Origin of the sequence: Arthrobacter sp. RCC_34 (genome assembly GCF_041360795.1) — a bacterium.
Classification (GTDB): domain Bacteria; phylum Actinomycetota; class Actinomycetes; order Actinomycetales; family Micrococcaceae; genus Arthrobacter_E.
Genome location: NZ_JBFUPW010000001.1, coordinates 150,155 through 173,378, shown reverse-complemented (window position 1 = coordinate 173,378; position 23,224 = coordinate 150,155). Strand labels below are relative to the sequence as shown.

Here is a 23,224-nt window from a genome sequence, read left to right as displayed (position 1 = left end):
AGAAGCGGCGGGCCGGGATCAAGGCAGGATCTGGATGCAGCGCAAGGCGACCGCCCAGGATGTGGCGAAACTCGCAGGGGTTTCCCGCAGCGCGGTCTCCCTGGTGCTCAATGGCCACGGAGACGGCAACATCGCCAGCGAGAGCCAGGAGCGCATCCGCCAGGCCGCCAAGGAACTGAATTACAAACCCAACGCGGTCGCCCTAAGCCTGCGGAATCAGCGCACGAGCGTGATCGGGATCGTCTCGGACCGTGTCATCTCCGGTCCGGTGGACGGCAACATCATCGCCGGAGCGGACGCCGTGGCCCGGACGCAGGGCTTCGTGACCCTCGGCCTGGACACCGAGCTGGATGAGCAGCGCGACGTCAGCGCCGTCGAGACGCTCCTGGACCGGCACGTCGACGCCCTCATGTACGTCACGGTGGGTCTGCGCGAGCTCAAGGTGCCGGCCGGCATGGAGAAGGCGCCGTCCATCCTCGCGAACTGCTTCGACTCCCGCGGTCCCGGCCATGTGGGCAACGTCCTGCCGGATGAGATCTGGGGCGGCGCCGAGGCCCTGCGGCACGTCCTCTCGTACGGGCACCGGCGGCTGGCCTTCCTCACGGGTCCCGTGACGCACCCCGCGTCCCAGAGGCGTCTCGCCGGGTACCGCGAGGCCATGGCGGAGGCGGGGCTGCCGTTCCCGGAGGACGCCGTCCTCCCGACCGGCTGGGACATCACCGACGGGTTCGCCGCGGCCGGCGCGGCGTTGTCCGTTCCCGCGGATCAGCGTCCCACCGCGCTGCTGTGCGCCAACGACCGCTGCGCCGTCGGCGCCGTGCTCGCCGCCCGGGGGCTCGGCCTCCAGGTGCCAGGAGACGTCTCGATCGTGGGCTACGACGACGAGGAGCGCATCGCGGACACCATGGTCCCCGCGCTGAGCACCATGGCCCTCCCCCTGCGCGAGATCGGCGCCGCCGCGATGACCTGGCTGCTGTCGGCCGTGCCGCGGGTCGCCCGGAAGGCATCCAAGCACCTCCCGCCGGACCGCAGCGTCCTCGAAGGCGAGCAGCTCATCCGGGGACGCTTCGTGGACCGCGGATCGCTGGGCCCGGCCCCGGCCTGATCAGCCCGATCACCGCGCCTGAACGCCGTGCCTGAACGCCGTTGAGTGCTCAGTTGTTGCGGGTTCCGGGCCGAAACACCCGCAACAACTGAGCACTCAACGAGATAAGCGGCGCCTCACGCCTCCGGCAGGGCGAGCCTCCAGGCGCTCGCCAGGGCGTCGCCGTCGAACGTCACGCGGAGCTCCTCGCCCGGCTGCGGGTAGATGCGCAGCGTGGTCGCGACGCCACCGCTCCGGTAGATCTCCAGCAGCGAAGCGTCCAGGAACACGCGGAGCTCCTGGCCCGCGGCCAATTCCTCGCGGAGCAGCACCGTCTCCCCCAGGCGGACCGTCACCGTCGCCTCCGCCCGCGCGACGACGGACGCCTCACCCTGCGCGGGCAGCGTCACCGAACCGTCCGCGAAGGGCAGCTCGCCCGCCCGGCAGGCGTCCACCTCGGCGACGGGGGCAACCTCGAGCCGGCCCTCGACCAGACGGAGTGTCCTCGGGTGCGTGAGCACGCCCGCCCAGCCCGCGGCGTCGATCTCGTCCTGGGTGCGGCCCCGGCGGCCGTCGCGGCCCGGGCCCTCGTTGGCCCAGCCGGAGAGCAGCACCCGCGGTGTCCCGTCCTCGGCGTCCTCGAGCTGGGTGATCTGCGGGGCGTAGAAGTCACGGCCGAGGTCCGACTTGCCGCCCGAGACCGGGGTGAAGACCGGGAGACCCGTCTCCGGGTCGGCGGTCATACGACCCACCAGGTGGCCGGTTCCGAGGGCGTGCTCGTGAAGGTCGTCCTTCTGCCACAGCGAGAACAGGGCGAGCCAGGCGGTGCCGCCCTCGCCGTCGGGGATGCGCACCAGCTGGGGGCATTCCCAGATCTCGGCCAGATTCGCCGGGGCGTTGACGGGATTATCCGTGGTGAGCCAGATCCCCAGGTACTCCCAGGAGTCGATGTCGGCGACGCGGTACAGGAGCAGCGCGGCGCGCCCGTCGGCCAGTCCGGCGCCCTGGATGGCGTACCGCGTGCCCTCGAACGTGAGGAAGAACGGGTCCCGCACCGCGGTGACCTGAGGGTCCTCCGGCATGGAGGCCGCGACGTGCCCGGTCTGAACCCAGTCCACCAGGTCCTCCGAGCCGCGCGCGATCACCACCTGGGAGGCTCCGCCATCGGCACGGACGCCCGAGTAGGCCGCGGTGGGGACGCCGCCGTCGAGCGTGACCACTCCCGTCCAGCAGCCGAACTCATCCGGCCCGCCGTCCTGTGGCTTCAGGGCCACGGGATGCTCCTCCCAGTGCACGAGGTCTGTGCTGCTCACATGCCCCCACTGGATGCGGTGGTGCCGCGCGGACTCCGGGTTGTACTGGAAGAACACGTGGTACCGGCCGTTGATGTGGCTGACGCCGTTGGGGTCGTTGATCCAGCCCTGCGCCGGACGCGGGTGGAGACGCGGGAAGTACGGATCCGGGTGCTCCGCCGCCGTCCTGGCGAAGGAGAGGGCTAGAGGCTGGGTCACGGAGGGGATCCTTTCGAGGAAGTGCGGGGAGGTGCGGGGAGGCGGACGGGTCCCTTCCCCGCCACGACGGGTGCGTGGCGGCGAAGGGACCCGAGCCGTTCGAGGAGGTGGTTACTTGCCGATGCCGGAGGTGAGGCCGGCCCGCAGGGTGCGCTGACCGAAGATGAACACCACGAACGCCGGGATCATGGACAGGATCACGCCCGCCAGGACCACGGAGATGCTGCCGGTGCCCATGTTGCCCTGGAGGGAGACCAGGCCGAGGGGCAGGGTGAAGTTCTGCTCCGAGATGGTCATGATCAGGGGACGGAAGAACTCGTTCCAGTGGTAGTTGAAGGCGAGGATGCCCACGATCGCCAGGCCCGGCATGGCCAGCGGCGCGTACACGGAACGGAAGGTCCGCCACGGGGTGGCGCCGTCGATCGCGGCGGCTTCCGCGAGGTCCGGCGGCAGGCCCAGGAAGTACTGGCGCATGAGGAAGGTGCCGAACGCCGTCGGGATGGCCGGGATGATCAGGGCCAGCAGCGTGTCCGAGATGCCCATGCCGCGGATCAGGAGGAAGACCGGGACGATCGTGACCTGCAGCGGCACCATCATGGTGGCCAGGATGACGGAGAACAGGGCGCTCTTGCCCTTGAACTCCAGCTGGGCGAAGGCGTACCCGGCCAGGGCGGCCGAGGCCATCTGGCCGAGGGCCACCAGGCCCGTGACGAGTGCGCTGTTCAGGACCAGCAGGCCCATGTTGAGCTGCTTGAACACCTGGGCATAGGACGTGAAGTCCGGGTTCCAGGGGATGAAGCTCGGCGGCAGATTGAAGGATTCGCTCGGCAGGCGCAGCGACGTGGACAGGGTCCACAGCACGGGCCCGATGGTGAACACGGCGGCGATCGCCAGGATGACGATCCGTCCGGTCATGCTCCAGTCGATGCGACGGCGGGTTTTCGGTGCGGGGTCCACGGTGGAGGTGCCACGGGGCCGGAGAGTCTGGGTGGTGGTCATGGCGGGCCTCACTGGTAGAAGACGAAGCGCTTGCTGAGACGGAACTGCGCCGCCGTGATCAGCATGATGATGATGGTCAGGATGACGCCCAGTGCCGAGGCCTGGCCGAATTCGAGGCGCTGGAACGCGGTCTCGAAGATCACCATGACCGCGGTGCGGGTGGAGTCACCCGGTCCGCCTCCGGTGAGGACGTAGGGCTGGTCGAAGACCTGGAGGGCCGAGATGATCGCCATGACCGACGCCACCAGGGTGGTGGGGCTCAGGAGGGGCAGGGTGATCTGGACCAGCTTGCGCCAGCCGGTCGCGCCGTCGAGCGAGGCCGCCTCGTAGGTCTCGGTGGGGATCGACGCCAGGCCGCCCAGGAAGAGCAGGAAGGAGAAGCCGAAGTTCTGCCACACATAGACCAGGACGATCACGGCCGCGGACCCCGTGGGGCTCGTGAGCCACGGCACCGAGGGGATGTTGAGCAGGGACAGCAGCCAGTTCACCACGCCGAACTTCTCGTTGAAGAGGTACTTCATGAAGATGGACACCGAGGCGGCCGAGAGGACGAGGGGGAAGAACAGCGCGCTGCGGAAGAAGCTGCGGAGCCAATTGGGGAGCTTCTCGGTGACCATGACGGCCAGACCGAGGGCGATGCCCAGCTGCAGGGCCACGGCCACCACCACGAAGAGGATCGTGTTGATGAAGGACACCTGGACCGTGGGGCTCTGGGCCACCTCGGCGAAGTTGGCGAAGCCCACGAACTCGGGGGCGGAGATGATGTCCCAGTGGAAGAAGGCCAGGACGATCGAGGCCACGATCGGGATGAGCGTGAAGACGCCCATGCCCGCGATGGTGGGGGCCAGGAAGACCCACGGGAGCCAGCGTTGTTGTTTCATCAGTTCCTCCCGAGGGCCAGGTCGAGATCCCGCTCAAGGGACTTCATGGCGTTCTTGAGCTGGGCCTGGTCTCCGGAGACGGCCAGCGAGACGTTCTTGATCAGTGCGGTCTCCACGGCGGCCTGCTCCGGCGGCGCCGGGATGGGGCCGGTGGACGGGAACTTGTCCAGGGTGTCGTAGAAGACCTTCCAGTGCTTCGGCCCCTTGCCCGAGTACAGCGCCTCATTGACCATGGAGCGCCGGGTGGGCGTGGTGGTCGGCAGGGCGAAGGCCACCTCCATGGCGGGCTTCGAGGCCGCCCACTTCACGAACTCCCAGGCGGCGTCCTTGTCCTTGGCCGTCTTCATGATGGCGTACCCGGCGGTGCCGAACTGGTGCCGCTGCGTGCGCCACTTGGGGAAGAAGGAGACGTCGAACTGGTCCTCCTTCATGCCCGCCTCGTGCAGGCCCTCCACCCAGTAACCGCCCGCCGGCGTGCTGCCGATGCGTCCGGAGGCGAACAGACCCACCAGGGAGTTGCCGCCGCCCTCCTCGGGGCGGACGCCCAGGCCGTCCTTGACCAGCCCCCGCAGGAAGTCGAAGGACTCCTCCACGCGGGAGTCGAGGGCGTTCGAGGACTCCCAGAGGGAGCCGCCCGCGCGCATCTTGCTGCTGGGGTCGTTCTTGTAGAAGCCGTCCCAGAGCCAGCGTCCCCCACTGGCCTTGGTCTCCTTCAGGAAGCTCGTGTCGTTGATGTAAAGCCACGGCACCACGCCACCGAAGAGGCGGTTGGTCCAGTAGTACGGGGTGAAGTCGCTGCCATTGGCCTGCTTCATGGAGCTGAGCAGGTTCCGGAAGTCCAGGTGGCTCCAGTCCTCGGGAGGAAGCTCGAGTCCGGCCTTGTTCAGCGCCGAGGTGTTGAAGTACATGTTGGCGGCATTCCAGTCGAGCGGAAGCTGGTACAGGCTGCCCTTGTACATCATGGCTTCCACGAGGCTCGGGTGGACGTCGTCGAAGTACTCCTGGAGCACCGAGGCATCGCGCAGGACGAAGCGGTCCAGCGGTTCGGCCAGGCGCTCGGCGAAGAGCTGCGTGCCTTCCGTGGCCACGTACACCAGGTCCGGCGACTGGCCGGCGGCCACCATGGTCAGAAGCTTGACGAAGAAGTCCTTCCAGTCCACGGACTGGATGGCCTGCACCTTGACCTTGATCTCGGGGTGCACCTTGTTGAAGTCGGCCACGAGCTTCTCGCGGGCGGCCGCGTCCGCCTTGGTGCCCTGGATGACGATGCTGAGGCTGTTGTCGCCCCGGCCTGGGATGTCGGCTGCGGTCAGACGCGGCCACGACGCCGCTGTCACCCCCACCACTCCGACTCCCAGGGCGCCGAGCGCGGCACGGCGGGTGATGTCCCCGACCGCTCCCACTTTGCTTGCCATGAGTTGTACCTTTCCTGGTGCGACGTCGCACCTAACACGTGTTAGGTAGATTAGGTTCCACGCTCCCTTTGTGTCAAGGATCACTTTTTGTCAAGTCGCTGAGCTGGGGAAACGGACTTCATTCTTGCTGAGCACGACGCCGGGACGGCTCGCCGGGCTTCTCCGGCGCCCGCCACTCCGGCGGCTTCCAGAATCCTGTGTCACGCTGGACCCATGTCACCGATCAGCACGCTCGAGCACCGGAGCGCCCGCCGGAGCCGAGGCTCCGCCTGGCGTCCGCTCGCCCTGGCCTTCGGCGCCGTCCTGGGAGCACTCGGGATCCTCTGGATGTACCGCTTCTTCATCCGGACCGTGGACGGCCAGACCCTCGACGCCGTGGGTCTCGCCCAGGCCAAGAGCATGGGCGGCGGGCGTCTGGACACCGTCACCACGGCCATCCTGGACAATCTGCCGGCAGCGTCGATCATCCTCGCGGCGATCATCGTGGGTGTGGTGGCCTTCGTCGGCAAGCGGTGGACGCCGGCGCTCTGGGCGGTGATCACCGCGGTCGCCGCGAATCTGGCGACACAGCTCCTGAAGTACACGGTCTTCACCCGGCCGGAACTCGGCGTCGAGACGCCGGGCAACAACTCCTTCCCCTCGGGTCACACCACCCTGGCGGCGAGTGCCGCGGCAGCGGTGACCCTGGCCGTGCCACCCCGTTGGCGCCCCCTCACGGCGGCGCTCGGCGGAACGTTCGCCTTCGTCTCGGGCGCCTCAACGGTGGTCAACCTCTGGCACCGCCCCGCCGATGTGGCGGCGGCGCTCCTCGTGGTGGGCACCGTCTCCGCCCTGACCGCCATCCCCGTCCTGGTGCACGAGAGCCGGCACCCGGAGCCGGCCGGCGGAGGAGCCGCCAAGGTGCTGTCCAACCGGCGCTTCTGGTCCACGGTCACCCTCGTGATCGCGGCGCTGAGTGCAGTCGCGGCCTTCGTCTTCCCGCAACTCCCCCTCGGATCCCTCAGCATGACCGGCAGCGACGGGGTGGACACACGCGGCTTCTGGTCCGGCGTCGCCGCCAGTTCCGCCGTCGCATACATGGTGTCCTGGGCGGGCATCCTGCTGCTGAGCCGCCCGCGACGCTGACTGCCGCGCCGGGCCGCCTGCGCGTCAGGTCGCCTGCGCGTCAGGTCGCGCCGAGCAGGTGCTCCACCGCCGAGAGGAAGTGTTCGCGACGGTCCGGGACGCCCTCCCAGCGCACCAGGGCCTGCGCGTTGAGCCCGTCGATCATGCCGAGCACCTGCCAGGCCACCGCGGCCGGGTCCGGCGCCGAGTACACGCCTGCGCGGATCCCGTCCCGGATGACGTTCCGCAGCAACTCTTGCCAGGCGTCCATCTCCTCGCGGACGGCCGCGGCGAGGGCTTCGTTCCGGCGGCCCAGCCCCCAGGCCTCGACCCAGACGGCGGTGACGGGCAGGCGCTCCGAGTCCAGCGAACTGGCGAGCACCGCGCGGAGTCGAAGCGCGGCATCGTCGAGCCCGGCCATCGCCTGCTCGACCTCCGCCCGGTCGGCGGCGGCGATCCGCGCGAAGGTGGCCGCCACGAAGTCCTCAACCCTCGGCTCGTAGTGCGCCACGAGTCCCGACGCCACCCCGAGCTGCCGGGCCACGCGGCGCAGCGTGATGGCCGCGAGCCCCTCCTCCAGCGCGACGACGGCGGCCGCGTCCTGGATCTCGGCGTGCCGCTCGGCAGGGCTCTTCCGCACGCGGGGCGCCGGACGAGCGGATGGCTCCGGGGAGTTTTTCGTTGACATGGTGGCCTCAGTCTAGCTACCGTGGAGCTAATTGATCACTCGATCAACAGTTTCCATCCGCCCCTCAAGGGAGACACCATGGCCCGCATCGACGTCGTCGAAGCCTCCATCGCGCAGCTGCGCGCCGTCCTCGACTCCGGCGAGACCACCGCCGTCGAGCTTCTGGACGCCTACCTCGCCCGCATCGAGGCCTACGACGGCGAGCTCAACGCCCTGGTGGTCATGAACCCCGCCGCCCGCGCGGACGCCGAGGCCTCGGACGCCCGCCGAGCCGCGGGTGACGCCCTCGGCCCTCTGGACGGCATCCCGTACACCGCCAAGGACTCGTACCTGGCGAAAGGCCTCACCGCCGCGGCCGGTTCCCCCGCCTTCCAGGAGCTGGTGGCCCAGAAGGACGCCTTCACCATCGAGCGGCTACGCGGCGCCGGCGCCGTCCTGGTGGGCCTGACGAACATGCCGCCGATGGCCAACGGCGGGATGCAGCGCGGCGTCTACGGCCGCGCCGAGAGCCCCTACAACGGCGACTTCCTCACCGCGGCCTTCGGCTCGGGTTCCTCCAACGGCTCCGGAACCGCGACCGCCGCCAGCTTCGCCGCCTTCGGCCTCGGCGAGGAGACGTGGTCCAGCGGCCGCGCGCCGGCGTCGAACAACGCGCTGTGCGCTTACACGCCCTCCCGCGGCGTCATCTCCGTGCGTGGCAACTGGCCGCTCGTCCCCACCATGGACGTCGTGGTGCCGCATACCCGCAGCATGGACGACCTGCTGGAGGTCCTGGACGTGATCGTCGCCGATGACGCCGAGACCCGCGGCGACTTCTGGCGCGTCCAGGAATTCGTGGACATCCCCGCCTCGTCGGAGGTCCGACCGGCGTCCTACCCTGGGCTCGTCCCGGCGGATCGCGGCGAGCGCGCCGCCCTGCTGCGCGGCAAGCGCTTCGGCGTCCCGACGATGTACATCAACAAGGACGACGACGCCGGCACCCTCGCGGAGGGCGAGCCGCCGTCGGCCCGGGGCATCGGCGGTCCCACGGGGCAGCGGATCGACACGCGGGCTTCGGTGATCGCCCTGTGGGAGGCGGCCCGCCGGGATCTGGAAGCCGCGGGCGCCGAGGTCGTCGAGGTCGACTTCCCCGTGGTGTCGAACTACGAGTCCGACCGCCCGGGCGCACCGAGCATCACGACCCGCGGTTTCGTCTCCCCGGAGTACCTGCAGGAGGAGATCATCGATCTCTCCGCCTGGAGCTGGGACGACTTCCTCGCCGCCAACGGCGACCCGGCGCTCAACAGCCTGACCCAGGTGGACGGCGCCTCGATCTTCCCGCACCCGGAGGGCGCGCTCCCGGATCGCTACACGGGCTTCGACGACGACATCGCGGAGTACCCCGTGGTCGTCGCCGACCGGCCGATCACCCATCCGCGCGAACTGTACACCCTGGAGCCCGGCCTGCTGGGCCTGGAGAAGACCCGGCGCGTGGACCTCGAGGAGTGGATGGACGGGCTCGGTCTGGACGCCGTGATCCTGCCGGCCGCGGCCGATGTGGGACCGGCCGACATGGACGTGCGGGAGGAGTCCGCGGATCTCGGGTGGCGCAACGGGGTGTGGGTGTCCAACGGCAACCTGGTCCCGCGGCACCTCGGCATCCCCACGGTCACGGTCCCTATGGGCACCATGGCGGACATCGGCATGCCGGTCGGGCTGAGCTTCTGGGGCAAGGCCTACTCGGACAACGAACTCCTGGGCTACGCCGCCGCGTTCGAGGCCACCGGCGAGCGCCGCACCGAGCCCCCGCGGACCCCGCGCCTGGGCTGAGCTCGGGCCCGGCGTCCCAGCAGCGGTCCGCCGGTGCAGCGACGCGAGTTCGTGGGTTACGGGTGAGTTCGCGGGCACAGTCCACGAACTCACCCGGAAACCACGAACTCAGCTCACTGACGCCCCTGGGTTCCGGGCTCCTCCAGCTCGTCGGCGTAGGCCGCGACCGTGCCCGAGTACAGCGGGAGCGTCGGTGCGAGCGCTGCCAGGGCGACCTGCAGGGCCTCCCGGGAGCGGCCGGCGTCGAACAACGCCAAGGCGAGGAAGGCCCGCGACGCCGAGCCCGTCGTCGGGTCCTCCGGAAAGTCCTCCAGGAGGCTCACAGCTTCCGGCGCGCGCCCGACATTCCGCAGGGAACTGGCCAGCTGGATGACCGCCTGCGGCTTGCGTTCACCGTCGAGGCTGCCGTCGAGCGCCGCCTGATACAGCGGAATCGCCTGGCTTTCGTGACCGAGGAAGTCGTGGACCGAGGCGAGTTCGTACAACGCGGCCGGGTCGCCCTCTGGCTGTTCCCGGACGAGTTCCGTCATCGCGGCGAGGAGGGTTTTCGGATCGCGGCTGCCGGCATCGGCCCAGAAGGCGGCGATCCGCCCGTCCCATGTTTCGTCCATCCAGGCATTCTGGCACGCCCGGCCACCACGACAGGCGAGCCCCGTCCGGACAGCACGAAGGCCGCCCGGGCAGTCCCGGGCGGCCTTCATGGGGGGCGGAGTGGTGGTCGGAACCACCGCTCAGTTCTGGTGGTCGCCGCCGTCGCTGCTCTCACGCGGCTGAAGATAGTCTTCGCCGTCCTCGGTGCGCACGACTTCGTACTCCTCGGAGACCTGCTCGATCGCGGCCTTGTCGGCTGGACTGGGTTCCTTGACGGGGCCCGGGTTGGGCGTCCGCTCGGCATCGCCCAGGACGGCGCCGAGTCCCTGCGACGACGGCGTCACCTCGTCCTCGGCCACCGCGTCGTCAGCTTCCTGCCGCTCGACGGGCTTCCCTGAATTGCGTTCTTCATTCCTGGCGTCGTTCATCCTGTCCCCTTTCCAGAGCCGTCCTGAGAGAGATGCCGAACAGTGCGGCCACCCACTTCCCTCGACAGCCATAAATGCTCGATCGTCGAGCTTTCAGGCTATCCAGAAGCGAACGACGGTGGCAAGGGGGCACTTCCGGACCTCCGGCGCCGGCTCGCGCCGCCCTAAGCCGTGACGCGGAGCCGGCGGATGAAGTGACGGGACTGCTCCGGGCCATACGGAAGCACGGGGATGGCCTTGGTGGCGTCGTCCGGGGTCTCCCGCGTGGCCTGGTGCGCCTGCCGGACAGCCATCACCATCGTGTCCGCCATGGTCTTCACTTCGCGGTCGTCCATCGGGGCGCCATGCCCGGGGACCAGGTATTCGTAGCGGTGGCGCAATGCCGAGATGTGCCGCAGGGCATCCGCCCACTCCACCGGGTAGGAATCCTCGAAGGCCGGGTAGCCGCCGTGTTCGACCAGGTCACCCGCGTAGAGAGTCGTCGCGGTGCCCACCAGGAGGTCGCCGTCGGTGTGGCCGCGGCCCAGGTGGAACAGCTGCACGCTCACGCCGCCCAGGTCCACCAGCACCGGTTGGTCCCGGACGATCGCCTCCGGCACCACCAGGACGGTGTCCTCGCCCTCGCCGGCCGCCATCTCAGGTTCGAAGACCTCCACTGCCGGACGCTGCGACTCTCCCGATTCCTCGATGGCACGGGCGGTGTTCTCATGAGCCCAGAACTCGGTGGCCCCCGCCTCGCGGAACACGGCATTGCCGAAGAAGTGGTCGTAGTGCGCGTGGGTGTTCACCACCACGAGCGGCAGATCGGTCACGCTGCGCACCGCCTCCAGGATCTCCCGGCCCTGCCGCGGACCGCACCCGGTGTCGATGACGAGAGCCCTTTCCTGGCCCACCACCAGCCCGGTGTTGAGAAACTCCGCCTCCGTGGTCAGGACGTAACTGCCCTGCCCCAGATCTCGCAGACCGACATCGTGCACCGCCACGGGAACCTCCTGTATCGCCGGTGAGCAGGCACGTATGCCTGATCCCTAGATGTCGCTCATCGTACCCCTGGACCCTCCGGCTTCCCTGAGACACGCGTGCACGGGAGGCGTCGCCCGGCGAGGCGTGTGACTCGCGACGCCCCCGCTCTCGTGGCTTAATGGCCACGGCCGCCGGGCGAGAGAACCGGAGTTGGCCCAGAGTCGACCCGGCCGGGAAAGGGGCGGAGATGCACAAGTGGGCACTGACGTGCTTCGCCGCTGTGGGTGCGGTCGCGGAGGCCGTCCAGCTCGTCGCTCTCCTGTGGACCACGCTGCATCTCACGGGCAGCGCGTCGATGGTCGGAGTGGTGAACGCCTTCGCCTACCTTCCCGGGGTGATCGCCGGAATCGCTCTGCGCCGGGCCTTCGACCGCGGCTCCGCGGTCACCACCCTGAGCCGGACGAACTGGGTCTGCGTGGCCTTCTCCCTGGTGCTCGCCGTCTCGGTGGTGGCAGAGGTACCCGTGCCGGTGCTCATCACCCTGTTCTGTGCCTCGCAGGGGACACTGAGCATCGCCAAGCTGGCCAACAAGAGTGCGCTGGCCCGTGCGCTCCGGCTCATCATCGGGCGCGAAGACCTCCCCGCCGTTCAGGGCCGGATCTCCTCGACGACGATCATCGGCGGCGTGGTCGGCAGTGGCCTGTCGGGTCTTCTCCTCGCCCTCGTCAGCGCCACATGGTGCTTCGTCACCGCAAGCGCACTGTATGCGGCGAGCGTCCTGCTCGTCCGGAGCCTGAGCCGCAGCGATCGAGCGGACAAGGCGCACGACGGCGGCCAGGCACCGGACGCACGACCGCGAGGGGCGCGGAGCGGCGCACCGTCGTCGGCCGCCGCTGTCTCCGTCATCGGCGCCGAGGGCGCGCCACAGCCCCTCGACGGCGGCAGGATGCTCGCGCTCGTGCTCCTGGTGTCGATCCCCAGCAGCGGTGCGCTGCAATTCCTCACCGCACTCCTCCCCTCCTACGCCGACGCCGTCGTCCCCGGCTCCGCCCCGTTCTACTCGGCGCTGGACATCTCGGCCATGCTCGGCGGAGTCCTGGCCGGAGCGCTCCTCGGCCTCTCGGCCCGGGTCCGGAGAATGGTCCAGCGCTACGCCCTGGTGAGTGGCGGCGTGCTGAGCCTGCTCCTGGCGCCGCAGTGGCCGGCCATCCTGGCGGTCTTCCTGGTCGGCGTCACCGCCCTGATCATCACGGCCCATGTGGTCGGCATGCAGATCGCGACCAACCAGCTCGCCCCGGAAGGCCAGATCGGCCGCTACATGGCGGTCCGCAATGCGGGCGCCGGGCTCGCCAAGGCCGTCTTCTCGGTGGCCGCCGGAGTGCTGGCACAGATCGGCGGCGTGCCCTCGGCCTGGCTGGCACTCGCGTGCTTCCTCCTCGCCGTGGCCGCCGCCTTCAGCCTGAGCCCGAGATGGCGGACGTTCGCGGCGGCCTGAGGCGTTCGCCGACAGCCGATTCCCACCCCCTCTCCAGCGCTTCCCGTCCCACTAGGCTGGGGTCATGACCGCAACACCACACGCTCCTCAGCCGCCCCGCGCCAAGAAGGTCCCCGTCGAACGCACCCATCACGGGGACGTGTTCGTGGACGACTACGAATGGCTCCGCGACAAGGAGAACGCCGAGGTCGTGCAGCACCTCGAGGCGGAGAACGCCTACCAGGAGGCCGTGACCGCGGATCAGGAGCCGCTCCGCGAGGCGATCTTCCAGGAGATCAAGGGCCGCACGCTCGAGACCGACCTCTCGGTGCCCGGCCGCAAGGACGGCTGGTGGTACTTCACGCGGACCGCCGAGGGCAAGGACTACCCCGTGTTCTGCCGCGTGGCGGCAGCGGACTCCGGCGCCCCCCTGGCCGACTGGACGCCGCCGGTGGTGGAGGCCGACGTCGTGCTCGACGGCGAGCAGACCCTCCTGGACGGCAACGCGGAAGCCGAGGGGCAGCCGTTCTTCTCGGTGGGCGGCACGGCCGTGACGCGCGACGGCACCCTGTACGCCTACGCCGTGGACAACGCCGGCGACGAGCGCTTCACGGTCCGCGTCAAGGACCTCCGCACGGGCGAGCTCCTGCCGGACGTGATCGAGGGCGCCTTCTACGGACTGGCCTTCTCCCCCGACGGCTCGCGCCTGTTCTACACGGTGGTGGACGAGACCTGGCGTCCACACCAGATCCGCAGCCACACCCTGGGCACCCCGGTGGCGGAGGACGAGCTCGTCTACCAGGAGGACGACCCCGGCATGTGGCTCGGCTTCGAGCTGTCCGCCGAGCGGACCCACTTGGTGGTCGCGTCGTCCTGCTCCGAGTACAGCGAGGTGCGCCTGCTCGACTTCGCCCACCCCGGCGCCGGCCTGCGCACCGTGATCCCCCGCGACGCGCGCATCCTCTACGAGGCGGAGCCGTTCACCCTGGTAACGGAGGACGACGGCGAGCCCGTGGATGGCGTCCTGCTGACCCACGACCGGGACGCCGTGAACTCCATGGTCTCCTTCGCCGCGTGGGACGAGCTCTCCCAGCCCCTGGAGGACCAGCAGTGGGTCACCCTGGTGCCGCATTCCGATGACGTCCGCGTGAACGGGACCGCGATCCTGAAGGACTACGTCGTCCTGTCGGTGCGCGAGGACACCTTGGAGCGCGTGCAGTTCCTGCCCCGTGAAGGCCTGGGCACCCCGCGGCAGGCCGATCCTGTGGAACCCGTCTTCGATGAAGAGCTGTTCACGGCCTACCTGAGCGGCGCCGACCACGACGCCCCCATGGTCCGCCTGGGCTACACGAGTTTCCTCACCCCGACACGGGTCTACGACTTCGTGCTTCCGACCGCGGACGCACCGGCGGGCGAGCTCCTGCTGCGCCGCGAACAGCCCGTGCTCGGCGGGTACGACCCGTCCGATTACGTGGCCACCCGCGAGTGGGCCACGGCCTCCGACGGGACCCGCATCCCGCTGTCCGTGCTGCGGCACCGTTCGGTGCAGGCGGACGGCACCGCACCCGGCCTCGTGTACGGCTACGGCTCCTACGAGGTCAGCATGGACCCGGCCTTCGTGGTCTCGCGCCTCTCGCTGCTGGACCGCGGCATCGTGTTCGTGGACGCCCATATCCGTGGCGGCGGCGAGCTCGGCCGGCGCTGGTACGAACAGGGCAAGAAGCTCGCCAAGAAGAACACCTTCACGGACTTCATCGCCGCCACGGACCACCTCGTGTCCGCGGGCTGGGTGGACCCGCAGCGGGTCGCCGCCCTGGGCGGCTCGGCCGGCGGCCTCCTCATGGGCGCCGTCGCGAACCTGGCGCCGGAGAAGTACGCGGCCATCGTGGCGCAGGTGCCGTTCGTGGACGCCCTGACCACCATCCTTGATCCGGAACTGCCGCTCTCCGCTCTCGAATGGGAGGAGTGGGGCAATCCGATCACGGACCCCGAGGTCTACGCGTACATGAAGAGCTACACGCCGTACGAGAACATCCGGGAGACCGCGTACCCGAAGATCGCGGCGGTCACGTCCTTCAACGACACCCGCGTCCTCTACGTGGAGCCCGCCAAGTGGGTCCAGGCCCTGCGGGACAAGAACACCGGCTCGGAGCCCGTGGTCCTGAAGATCGAGATGGACGGCGGTCACGGCGGCGCCTCCGGCCGCTACGTCCAGTGGCGCGAGCGCGCCTGGGACTACGCCTTCATCACGGACGCCCTGGGCGCCCGTGAGCTGCTGCCGGGCGCGGGACCGCGGTAGAACGCCCCCGCCACCCTCACGCATGCTGAAGGCCCGCCCCGTTCTCGGGGCGGGCCTTCAGCATGTCCGGGCCGCGTGCGTCAGCCGACCGGGAACCAGTACCGGCGGAACCCGTCCCTCGTGTCCTCGTATTGTCCGTCATTGCCCTCGATCACGGCACGGGAGGCCTCGTTCTCCTCCACACACGTGACCAGGACGTCCTGGATGCCCAGGCCTGGGGCGAGCCGCAGGGATTCGGCGAGCGCCTTGGTCGCGACACCCCGGCGACGCGCGGAGGGCCGCACCGAGTAGCCGATGTGGCCGCCGTAGTTGAACAGGAAGTCGTTGAGGTCGTGCCGGATGGCCAGGAAGCCGAGGATGTCGTCCTGGCCGTCCTCCACGATCCAGTAATAGCTGCAGTGCACCCGGCCCGGAGCCGGTTCCACGGACGTGTCACCCTCCGTGAGGCGCTGCGTCAGGTACTGCTCGAACCCCTCCCGGCTCAGGTTCGGAGCCGCCACCTCCTGGTTGAATCCGGAGCCGTCCAGAGGGCCGTCGCCGAAGTCGTGCAGGCAGTCTTTCCAGGCGTCATAGGCGTCGGGGTGGGGCGCGATCAGAGTCAGCATCCCCTCATTGAAGCAAACTCCGCCCGCGCCGTCTTGTCATACGCCCGGCCCGCCTCAGCGCGCCTTGCCCAGCCGGTACTCCAGGTTCCTCTTCACGGCGGCCCACTCCCCCGCCAGGATGGAGAACACCACGGTGTCCCGCAGCACGCCCTCTGGCGTCAGGGCCTGGCTGCGCAGCACCCCGTCCTGTTTGGCGCCGAGCCGGGCGATCGCCTCGCGCGACTGGTGATTGAGCCAATTGGTCCGGAATTCCACCGCCACGCAGCCCACCGTCTCGAAAGCGTGGCGCAGCAGCAGGTACTTGGAATCGGCGTTCGTGCCGGTGCCGTGAGCCGAGCGGCGGTTCCACGTCGACCCGATCTCCAGCCGTGGCAGGGCATGGTCGATGTTCATGAAACTCGTCATCCCGAGCACCTGGCCGGTCGCGTTGGAGAAGGCCGTGAACGGCAGCATGCCGCCCGTCTCCTGCAATGCCAGGCGACGGTCGATCTCGGCCGCCATCGCCTCCGGACGCGGCACGGAGGTGTACCAGAGGTTCCACAGCTCGCCGTCGTGAACGGCCTCGACCAGCCCGGCTTCGTGATCCCGGCTCAGGGGTTCGAGGGTGACGTGTTTCCCGTGCAGCGTCACGGAATCGATTTTTTGCACGAGGATCATTGTGCGGCCCGCACGGCCCGGATTCCAAGCGGTTCACCGAGCGTTCATCTGCGCCGGCAGGGCTCCGGAAACGACGACGGCGGCGCCTCCCCGCCTGGGGAGGCGCCGCCGTCGCGCGCTCAGTCCGTCCGGGCCGGGACCGCGGGTCCCGCTAGCCGGCGGGAGGTCAGCTGAAGAGCTCGTTCTTCGGCTTGTTGTTCCGCACCTTGAGCCAGCCGAGCCACAGGAGCAGCGCGAAGAGCGGCACAGTCGCGAGGGTCCAGGCGCCGAGGTAGAACACGCTGCCGTCGGAGCCCTTGGTGGTGTCGAAACCGATCAGCACGGTGATGATCAGGAGCGCCACAAGACCGGCCCAGCTGGTCCAGGGCGAACCCGGCATGGGGAGGCTGGAGACCTCGCCCTTCTTCTTCCGGAGCATGATCTGGCAGGCGAAGATCGAGCCCCAGGTGAAGATCACGCCGATCGACGCGGTGTTGAGCGCCAGGTCGAAGGCGTGGGAGCCGCCGAGCCAGACGTTCAGGATGATGCCGACCAGGTAGAAGGCGCCGATCGCCAGGATGGCCGCGAACGGGATGTGCCGCGAGGACATCTTGGTGAGCCACTTCGGGGCGTGCCCGTTGTTGGCCATGGTGCGGAAGATGCGGCCGATCGAGTACAGGCCGGAGTTGCACGAGGACAACGCCGCGGTGATGACGATGAAGTTCATGACATCGCCCATCCACGGCAGGCCCATCTGGCCGAACACGGTGACGAAGGGGCTGGTGCCGGCCTTGTACTGGTCGCTCGGGAGGAGCATGGCCAGCAGGGTCACGGAGCCGACGTAGAAGACCACGATGCGGATCACGACGGCGCGGATCGCCTTGGGCACCTCGCGGGCCGGGTTCTGCATCTCGCCGGCGGTGATGCCCACCAGTTCGATCGCGTTGTAGGCGAAGATGACCGCGTTGAGCACGAGGACCATGACCAGAGCGCCATGCGGGAACATGCCGCCGTCGCCCGCGAAGAGGTTGGCCGGGCTGGCGTGCGAGGGGCCGACCTGGGCGTTCATGACCACCAGGACGGTGCCGACGACGAGGAAGATCAGGATGGCGCCGACCTTGAGCACGGAGGCCCAGAACTCGAACTCGCCGAAGGCCTTGACCGAGAGGAGGTTCACGGCCACCAGGAGCACGAGCGCCGCGATGGCGGAGATCTCCACCGGGACGTTCGGGAAGAAGTACTGGAAGTAGAGGCCGATGGCGATCAGCTCGGCGATGCCGGTCATGCCCCAGTTCAGGAAGTACATCCACCCGGAGAGGAACGCGCCTTTGGAGCCGAAGAGCTCGCCCGCGTAGGACACGAAGGATCCGGACGTCTGGCGGTACATGATGAGCTCGCCCAGGGCCCGCATGAGGAAGTAGGCGATCACGCCGGCGATGGCGTAGGAGAAGATCAAAGCCGGGCCGGTGGAGGCGAGACGCCCGCCGGCTCCCATGAAGAGTCCGACGCCGATGGCCCCGCCCATGGCGATCATGGTCACGTGACGGCGGCTCAGGGACTTGCTGTAACCCTCGGCGCTGAGAGTGGTGCTGTCTGCGGCGCTGGAACCCTGCCTGTTGGCCTGGCCCTCGGTGCGCTCCTGCTGCGTTGTATCTGACACGGTAGACAAGTGTACGGACCCTTTCCCGAACGTGATTTGACTAACACGCGCTTGAGTCGCACATCACAATGATGCGACGGCCTGCACGTGGGAGGATATTCGCCGGACTTCGACAGCTGGGCAGGCCGATTCCCACAGTTTCCAACATTTGACGAATGTTTCAGAGTCAGATGTCGGGCTCCGGGCCCGGAAACGCAGAAATCCCCCGCCCGGCGAAGATCGCCGAGCGGGGGATTTCAGTCTGGAGCCCAGGGTCGGGGCCGGGGATCAGTGCCGTCCGCGGCCTCGCACGGTCAGCAGGGTCACGGCGCCGATCACCAGGAATCCGAACGCGGCCAACGCAGTGGGCAGCAGCGCCGAGGAGGCGCCCGTGACGGCGAGGTCCCCGTTGTCGGTGGCGGTCGGCGTCGCGGAGCCGTTCACGGGAGCGCTCGTCGAGGACGACGACGGCGTGGCCACGGGAGCCGTGCTGGTCGCGGGGGTGGAGGTGGCCGGGGCGGAGGTGGCTGGGGCGGACGTCGCCGGGGCGGACGTGCTGGTCTCGGTCGGGACCGGGGACGTGGCCGTCTCCGTCGGAACCGGAGAGGTCGCGGTCTCCGTCGGAACCGGAGAGGTGGCCGTCTCGGTCGGAACCGGCGACGTGGCGGTCTCGGTCGGAACCGGCGACGTGGCGGTCTCGGTCGGAACCGGGGACGTGGCCGTCTCCGTCGGAACCGGCGAAGTCGCAGTCTCCGTCGGAACCGGCGAGGACGTCGTCGGCTGCGGGGTCGGGTCGACGGTGCAAGTGGTCAGCTCATCCGGGAACGGGTAGGCGTGCACCTCGGAGCCGCTGCCGCCGTGGACGAAGTCGCCGTTGACGTAGACGCGACCGTTGTAGCCGGGCACGTCGATGGTCGTGGCGCCGGCCTCGCTCGGGACCAGCATCGAGCCGGGGACCTGGGCCGATCCCGTGACGTGGACATCCTGAGCCTCGGTGTAGTTCCACAGCATATGACCGGCGAGCTCACCGAACGTGGAGTCGCTGATCGGCACGGGGACGCCGTTGAGCAAGAGGGCGTTCAGGCCCAGGGTCACCTGCGGACCGCCGGTGACGTTGATGATCATGCGCGACTTCGCCGGCACGTTCTTGACCTCCAGGGACCGCACCGCGGTGCCCAGAGCCTTGCCGTCCAGGGTGAACACCTGAGTCGCGGAGGTGCCGTCGCCCACCAGGTCGATCCCCCAGCCGGTCACGGAGACCGTGCCGGTGGCGGGCAGCGCCGCGTAGGAGGCCGACGTCGTCTGGATGCGGGCCGGAAGGTCACGGTAGGCGTCAGCAGCGGACGAGTCGTTGGCAGTTACCTTGCCGCCGTTGGTGCTGAGCTTGGCCACGGTCACGTCGCCGCCGGCGGAGACCGCGCCGCCTCCGGGGCTGTTGTTGGCTCCGACGTCGACCGTCACGCCGGAGTTCGCGCTCAGCGAGCCGCCGACCACCAGGTGGTCCGTGCCCGGCTGCGGCCACAGGCCGGAACCGACGCCGGCCGTGCCGACGTTGTAGATGCCACTGGCCTTGGTCACAGACGCGTCGCCGAGCACGACGGCCTTGCCTTCCATCTCCGCGGCGTTCTGCACGACCGTGAAGCCGCCCTTGACGAAGAGGTTCGGACGGTTGTCGTAGCCTTCGGGCGTGGGGTTCGCGTCGATCCCCGGCAGCGTCTGGATGCAGTTCACCGCAGCCGCGACGGCAGCCGGTGCGCTCTGGACCGCGAGAGCTCCTGCGGCAAGGAGGGCGGCGACCCCGGCCGCCAGCGAGAAAGTGGGCGCGCCGATGCGGCGCAGACTGGATTTCATCAGAAGAAGAACCTCGGTGGCTCGATGCCGCGCACCGCCCCCAGTGCGCCGACTCATGGTCATGTGGACATAGACGTCAACGTCACTGAGAGTATTCTATCGTTTATTTGGAGACGGCCCGCCGGGCATAGTATGCACCCATGACCGCCAATGCCCTCCCAGCGTCCGTCTCCGACACCTTCGACCCCCGCCAATGGCGCGTGGTGGACGGCTTCGATTTCACGGACCTGACGTATCACCGGCAGGTCGAGCGGGATGAGGACGGCGCCGTCATCCGCGACCTCCCGTGCGTCCGGATCGCCTTCGACCGGCCCGAGGTGCGCAACGCCTTCCGCCCCCATACCGTCGACGAGCTGTACCGGGCCATGGACCACGCCCGCATGACGCCCGACGTCGCCACCGTCCTCCTCACGGGCAACGGCCCCTCCCCCAAAGACGGCGGCCACGCGTTCTGCTCGGGCGGCGACCAGCGCATCCGCGGCCGTGACGGCTACAAGTACGCGGAAGGCGAGACGAGCGAAACCGTCGACCCCGCCCGCGCGGGCCGCCTCCACATCCTGGAAGTCCAGCGGCTCATGCGCACCATGCCCAAGGTGGTGATCGCCGTCGTGAACGGCTGGGCCGCCGGCGGCGGGCATTCGCTGCACGTGGTCTCCGATCTCACCATCGCGTCCCGCGAGTACGGCAAGTTCAAGCAGACCGACGCCACGGTGGGCAGCTTCGACGCCGGCTACGGCTCGGCGCTCCTGGCACGCCAGGTGGGCCAGAAGAACGCCCGGGAGATCTTCTTCCTGGCCCGTGAATACTCCGCCGAGGACATGGTCCGCATGGGCGCCGCGAACGAGGCCGTGCCGCACGCAGAACTGGAGACCGTGGCCCTCGGCTATGCCCGAGACATCGCCCGTCAGTCCCCGCAGGCCATCCGCATGCTCAAGTTCGCCTTCAACCTCGCCGACGACGGTCTGGCCGGCCAGCAGGTCTTCGCGGGCGAAGCGACCCGTCTGGCCTACATGACGGACGAGGCGGTGGAGGGCAAGCAGGCGTTCCTGGAGAAGCGCGATCCCGACTGGTCCGACTTCCCGTACTACTTCTAGAGAATCTCCTCCTTCTCGCCCCTTCGACACCCAGGACCCCATGCAGAACCTCGACCCCGTCCTCCACGACCTCGCCGCCGCCCTGCACGGCGAAGGCCCAGCCGTCGACTTCGGCGAGCGGATCGCCACGGTGCGGCTGCCCGGCCACCCGGACGCCGCCGTCGTCGTCCGGACGTCCGGTTCCACCGGCCGGCCCAAGGCCGTGGTGCTCTCCTCGGAGGCCCTGGCGGCCAGCTCCATGGCCACGGCCGTGGCCCTGCGGGGCGAAGGACAGTGGCTCCTGGCCCTGCCGCTGCACTACGTGGCCGGGGTACAGGTCCTGGTCAGATCCCTCTTCGCCGGAACGCGACCGTGGGCCATGGACCTCTCGGGCGGTTTCACCCCGGAGGCCTTCGTGGCCGCCGCGGACGAGCTGACCGATCCAGTGCGGTTCACGTCGCTGGTCCCCACGCAGCTCGCCCGGCTGCTGGAGGACCCGTCCGAGGACACCTTGCGCATCCTGCGCCGCTTCACCGCGATCCTGCTGGGCGGCGCCGCGGTCTCCCCCGCGCTGCTCGCACACGCCCGGGAGCTGGGCCTGAACGTGGTCACCACGTACGGTTCCGCCGAGACGTCCGGCGGCTGCGTCTACAACGGGCGGGCCCTGGAGGACGTCGAGGTGCGCCTCGTGGACGGCCGCGTGCACCTGGGCGGCCCGACCCTCGCGGACGGCTACCTGGACGATCCCCAGGCCACCGAGGACGCCTTCGTGGACCTCGACGGCGAGCGGTACTTCCGCACGAGCGATCTGGGCGAGCTGGACAGCGACGGCGTCCTCCGCGTGACGGGCCGCGTGGACGATGTGATCAACTCGGGCGGCAGCAAGGTCGCCGCGCTGGACGTGCAGCGGGCGCTGGAAGCGCTCGACGGCGTCGCGCAGGCCTTCGTCGGCGGCGTCCCGTCCGCCGAGTGGGGACAGGTCGTGGCGGCCGCCGTCGTGCTGCGCCCCGGAGCCGCCGGCGACCCGGCAGCACTGGCCGAGGCGCTGCGCGCGGACTTCGGCGCCCTGCGTCCTCGTCTGGTGTCTCTCTGGGACGCGCTCCCCCTCCTGGAGAACGGCAAAGTCGACCGTCAGGCGATCCTTGCCCGGCTCGCCTCCGAACATGGGGGAAAATAGCTACGGCGCATCCGCGCCACAGGTTTTGAAACAGCAGATTCTGAAACATCACCCGATGCCGAGCGAGAGGTAACCGTGGCTACAGCCGCCCAGTGGATCCAAGGGGCCCGTCCCCGCACCCTTCCCGCGGCGATCGCCCCCGTGGTGATCGGCAGCGCGGCGGCGTACCAGTTGCACGCCTTCAATCTCGTCAACGCGATCCTGGCGGCGCTCATCGCGCTGCTGCTCCAGGTCGGCGTCAACTACTCCAACGACTACTCGGACGGCATCCGCGGCACGGATGAGAACCGCGTCGGCCCGTTCCGCCTGGTCGGCTCCGGGGCCGCCAAGCCGCGCGCCGTGCTCATCGCGGCCCTGAGCTGTTACGGGCTCTCCATGGTGACCGGCCTCGTCCTGGTCCTGCTCACGCAGACCTGGTGGATGATCCTGGTGGGTCTGGGAGCCGTCATCGCGGCCTGGGGCTACACGGGCGGCAAGAACCCGTATGGCTACCAGGGCCTCGGCGAGCTGTTCGTGTTCGTGTTCTTCGGGCTCGTGGCGACGCTCGGCACCACGTACACCCAGGCCGGGCACATCAGCCTCAGCGCGATCGTGGGGGCCGTCGGAACGGGCCTCATCGCCTGCGCGGTGCTCATGGCGAACAATGTGCGGGACATCCCCACGGACAAGGCCTCCAAGAAGTACACCCTGGCCGTCCGGCTCGGCGACCGCCTGGCTCGCCGCACCTATGTGCTGATGCTCGCGGTCGCCATCCTGTCCTCGCTCATCCTGGCTCCGGAGAACCTCTGGATCCTCCTGGTGCTCCTGCTGATCCCGGCGGCCCTGCTCCCCTGCTGGCTCATGCTCTCCGGCCGGACCGGGAAGGCCCTGATCCCGGTGCTGCAGCAGACGGGCATGCTCAACCTCGGCTACGCGGCCCTGTTCGCGGTGGCGCTCATCCTCCAGCACGGGGTGTAGGGCCCGGGCCGTCCCGACCGGCCCTGGCATTCCCGCCCAG

20 protein-coding genes are annotated in these 23,224 nt (G+C 69.3%); 8 read left to right on the top strand and 12 right to left on the bottom strand.

Going from position 1 to position 23,224, the window contains the following annotated elements:
- Window positions 1–34 precede the first annotated feature (34 nt).
- A complete protein-coding gene (locus AB6732_RS00780; protein ID WP_370957613.1) occupies window positions 35–1,105 on the top strand; it encodes a LacI family DNA-binding transcriptional regulator in 1,071 nt (356 codons plus the stop codon).
- A 116-nt stretch (window positions 1,106–1,221) separates the two neighbouring features.
- Here the strand turns inward: AB6732_RS00780 and AB6732_RS00775 are convergent, their stop codons facing one another.
- The 4 genes from AB6732_RS00775 to AB6732_RS00760 all read right to left on the bottom strand — a co-directional run bounded on the left by AB6732_RS00775 (window position 1,222) and on the right by AB6732_RS00760 (window position 5,890).
- The gene (locus AB6732_RS00775) at window positions 1,222–2,595 is read right to left on the bottom strand and encodes a glycoside hydrolase family 32 protein (protein WP_370957612.1); all 1,374 of its coding nucleotides are present in this window, start codon (window positions 2,593–2,595) and stop codon (window positions 1,222–1,224) included.
- Between the two features lie 111 nt (window positions 2,596–2,706).
- The gene (locus AB6732_RS00770) at window positions 2,707–3,594 is read right to left on the bottom strand and encodes a carbohydrate ABC transporter permease (protein ID WP_307497955.1); all 888 of its coding nucleotides are present in this window, start codon (window positions 3,592–3,594) and stop codon (window positions 2,707–2,709) included.
- Window positions 3,595–3,602: 8 nt separating this feature from the next.
- Window positions 3,603–4,475 (bottom strand): carbohydrate ABC transporter permease, encoded by an 873-nt coding sequence (locus AB6732_RS00765; protein ID WP_370957611.1) that lies wholly within the window; start codon window positions 4,473–4,475, stop codon window positions 3,603–3,605.
- Window positions 4,475–5,890 (bottom strand): extracellular solute-binding protein, encoded by a 1,416-nt coding sequence (locus AB6732_RS00760; protein WP_370957610.1) that lies wholly within the window; start codon window positions 5,888–5,890, stop codon window positions 4,475–4,477. The genes AB6732_RS00765 and AB6732_RS00760 overlap by 1 nt, the downstream gene beginning before the upstream one ends.
- 213 nt (window positions 5,891–6,103) lie before the next feature.
- Here AB6732_RS00760 and AB6732_RS00755 point away from each other — a divergent pair, with 213 nt between their 5' ends.
- The gene (locus AB6732_RS00755) at window positions 6,104–7,015 is read left to right on the top strand and encodes a phosphatase PAP2 family protein (protein ID WP_370957608.1); all 912 of its coding nucleotides are present in this window, start codon (window positions 6,104–6,106) and stop codon (window positions 7,013–7,015) included.
- A gap of 40 nt (window positions 7,016–7,055) precedes the next feature.
- Here the strand turns inward: AB6732_RS00755 and AB6732_RS00750 are convergent, their stop codons facing one another.
- A complete protein-coding gene (locus AB6732_RS00750; protein WP_370957607.1) occupies window positions 7,056–7,682 on the bottom strand; it encodes a TetR family transcriptional regulator C-terminal domain-containing protein in 627 nt (208 codons plus the stop codon).
- Window positions 7,683–7,760: 78 nt separating this feature from the next.
- Between AB6732_RS00750 and AB6732_RS00745 the strand changes: the two genes are divergently transcribed.
- Window positions 7,761–9,491, top strand: coding sequence for an amidase (locus AB6732_RS00745; protein ID WP_370957606.1), 1,731 nt, complete (start codon window positions 7,761–7,763; stop codon window positions 9,489–9,491).
- Window positions 9,492–9,604: 113 nt separating this feature from the next.
- On the opposite strand, the gene AB6732_RS00740 is transcribed toward AB6732_RS00745, so the two are convergent.
- The 3 genes from AB6732_RS00740 to AB6732_RS00730 all read right to left on the bottom strand — a co-directional run bounded on the left by AB6732_RS00740 (window position 9,605) and on the right by AB6732_RS00730 (window position 11,493).
- A complete protein-coding gene (locus AB6732_RS00740; protein ID WP_370957605.1) occupies window positions 9,605–10,102 on the bottom strand; it encodes a tetratricopeptide repeat protein in 498 nt (165 codons plus the stop codon).
- 120 nt (window positions 10,103–10,222) lie between these two features.
- A complete protein-coding gene (locus tag AB6732_RS00735; RefSeq protein ID WP_370957604.1) occupies window positions 10,223–10,510 on the bottom strand; it encodes a hypothetical protein in 288 nt (95 codons plus the stop codon).
- 164 nt (window positions 10,511–10,674) lie between these two features.
- On the bottom strand, window positions 10,675–11,493 hold the full coding sequence (locus AB6732_RS00730; protein ID WP_370957603.1) for an MBL fold metallo-hydrolase: 819 nt from the start codon (window positions 11,491–11,493) through the stop codon (window positions 10,675–10,677).
- Between the two features lie 227 nt (window positions 11,494–11,720).
- On the opposite strand from AB6732_RS00730, the gene AB6732_RS00725 reads away from it, so the two are divergent.
- Together AB6732_RS00725 and AB6732_RS00720 are read left to right on the top strand one after the other, a co-directional pair.
- Complete coding sequence (locus AB6732_RS00725) at window positions 11,721–12,968, top strand: MFS transporter (RefSeq protein ID WP_370957602.1); 1,248 nt, start codon at window positions 11,721–11,723, stop codon at window positions 12,966–12,968.
- A 64-nt stretch (window positions 12,969–13,032) separates the two neighbouring features.
- Window positions 13,033–15,246 carry a S9 family peptidase gene (locus AB6732_RS00720; protein ID WP_370957601.1) on the top strand — a complete coding sequence of 738 codons (2,214 nt, stop codon included), beginning with the start codon at window positions 13,033–13,035 and terminating at the stop codon, window positions 15,244–15,246.
- Window positions 15,247–15,326: 80 nt separating this feature from the next.
- Here AB6732_RS00720 and AB6732_RS00715 read toward each other — a convergent pair whose 3' ends face one another.
- The 4 genes from AB6732_RS00715 to AB6732_RS00700 form a co-directional block, all read right to left on the bottom strand.
- A complete protein-coding gene (locus tag AB6732_RS00715) occupies window positions 15,327–15,851 on the bottom strand; it encodes a GNAT family N-acetyltransferase (protein WP_370957599.1) in 525 nt (174 codons plus the stop codon).
- A 54-nt stretch (window positions 15,852–15,905) separates the two neighbouring features.
- Window positions 15,906–16,508, bottom strand: coding sequence for a GNAT family N-acetyltransferase (locus AB6732_RS00710; RefSeq protein WP_370957598.1), 603 nt, complete (start codon window positions 16,506–16,508; stop codon window positions 15,906–15,908).
- Window positions 16,509–16,674: 166 nt separating this feature from the next.
- On the bottom strand, window positions 16,675–18,042 hold the full coding sequence (locus tag AB6732_RS00705; RefSeq protein WP_370959572.1) for an amino acid permease: 1,368 nt from the start codon (window positions 18,040–18,042) through the stop codon (window positions 16,675–16,677).
- Between the two features lie 372 nt (window positions 18,043–18,414).
- Entirely contained in the window at window positions 18,415–19,977 is a 1,563-nt protein-coding gene (locus AB6732_RS00700; protein ID WP_370957597.1) for a choice-of-anchor A family protein, read from the bottom strand.
- A 140-nt stretch (window positions 19,978–20,117) separates the two neighbouring features.
- Here AB6732_RS00700 and AB6732_RS00695 point away from each other — a divergent pair, with 140 nt between their 5' ends.
- From AB6732_RS00695 to AB6732_RS00685, 3 genes are all read left to right on the top strand, one after another.
- Complete coding sequence (locus tag AB6732_RS00695) at window positions 20,118–21,071, top strand: 1,4-dihydroxy-2-naphthoyl-CoA synthase (protein ID WP_370957596.1); 954 nt, start codon at window positions 20,118–20,120, stop codon at window positions 21,069–21,071.
- Window positions 21,072–21,111: 40 nt separating this feature from the next.
- Window positions 21,112–22,227: an AMP-binding protein gene (locus AB6732_RS00690; protein WP_370957595.1), complete on the top strand. Its 1,116-nt coding sequence runs from the start codon at window positions 21,112–21,114 to the stop codon at window positions 22,225–22,227.
- A 75-nt stretch (window positions 22,228–22,302) separates the two neighbouring features.
- A complete protein-coding gene (locus AB6732_RS00685; RefSeq protein WP_066215847.1) occupies window positions 22,303–23,184 on the top strand; it encodes a 1,4-dihydroxy-2-naphthoate polyprenyltransferase in 882 nt (293 codons plus the stop codon).
- Window positions 23,185–23,224: the final 40 nt, after the last annotated feature.

Excerpts from the sequence above, each read along its gene's own strand:
- AB6732_RS00780 (WP_370957613.1), top strand. The coding sequence starts at position 35 with ATGCAGCGCAAGGCGACCGCCCAGGATGTGGCGAAACTCGCAGGGGTT.
- AB6732_RS00770 (WP_307497955.1), bottom strand. The coding sequence starts at position 3,594 with ATGACCACCACCCAGACTCTCCGGCCCCGTGGCACCTCCACCGTGGAC.
- AB6732_RS00765 (WP_370957611.1), bottom strand. The coding sequence starts at position 4,475 with ATGAAACAACAACGCTGGCTCCCGTGGGTCTTCCTGGCCCCCACCATC.
- AB6732_RS00760 (WP_370957610.1), bottom strand. The coding sequence starts at position 5,890 with ATGGCAAGCAAAGTGGGAGCGGTCGGGGACATCACCCGCCGTGCCGCG.
- AB6732_RS00755 (WP_370957608.1), top strand. The coding sequence starts at position 6,104 with ATGTCACCGATCAGCACGCTCGAGCACCGGAGCGCCCGCCGGAGCCGA.
- AB6732_RS00750 (WP_370957607.1), bottom strand. The coding sequence starts at position 7,682 with ATGTCAACGAAAAACTCCCCGGAGCCATCCGCTCGTCCGGCGCCCCGC.
- AB6732_RS00745 (WP_370957606.1), top strand. The coding sequence starts at position 7,761 with ATGGCCCGCATCGACGTCGTCGAAGCCTCCATCGCGCAGCTGCGCGCC.
- AB6732_RS00740 (WP_370957605.1), bottom strand. The coding sequence starts at position 10,102 with ATGGACGAAACATGGGACGGGCGGATCGCCGCCTTCTGGGCCGATGCC.
- AB6732_RS00735 (WP_370957604.1), bottom strand. The coding sequence starts at position 10,510 with ATGAACGACGCCAGGAATGAAGAACGCAATTCAGGGAAGCCCGTCGAG.
- AB6732_RS00725 (WP_370957602.1), top strand. The coding sequence starts at position 11,721 with ATGCACAAGTGGGCACTGACGTGCTTCGCCGCTGTGGGTGCGGTCGCG.
- AB6732_RS00720 (WP_370957601.1), top strand. The coding sequence starts at position 13,033 with ATGACCGCAACACCACACGCTCCTCAGCCGCCCCGCGCCAAGAAGGTC.
- AB6732_RS00715 (WP_370957599.1), bottom strand. The coding sequence starts at position 15,851 with ATGCTGACTCTGATCGCGCCCCACCCCGACGCCTATGACGCCTGGAAA.
- AB6732_RS00710 (WP_370957598.1), bottom strand. The coding sequence starts at position 16,508 with ATGATCCTCGTGCAAAAAATCGATTCCGTGACGCTGCACGGGAAACAC.
- AB6732_RS00700 (WP_370957597.1), bottom strand. The coding sequence starts at position 19,977 with ATGAAATCCAGTCTGCGCCGCATCGGCGCGCCCACTTTCTCGCTGGCG.
- AB6732_RS00695 (WP_370957596.1), top strand. The coding sequence starts at position 20,118 with ATGACCGCCAATGCCCTCCCAGCGTCCGTCTCCGACACCTTCGACCCC.
- AB6732_RS00690 (WP_370957595.1), top strand. The coding sequence starts at position 21,112 with ATGCAGAACCTCGACCCCGTCCTCCACGACCTCGCCGCCGCCCTGCAC.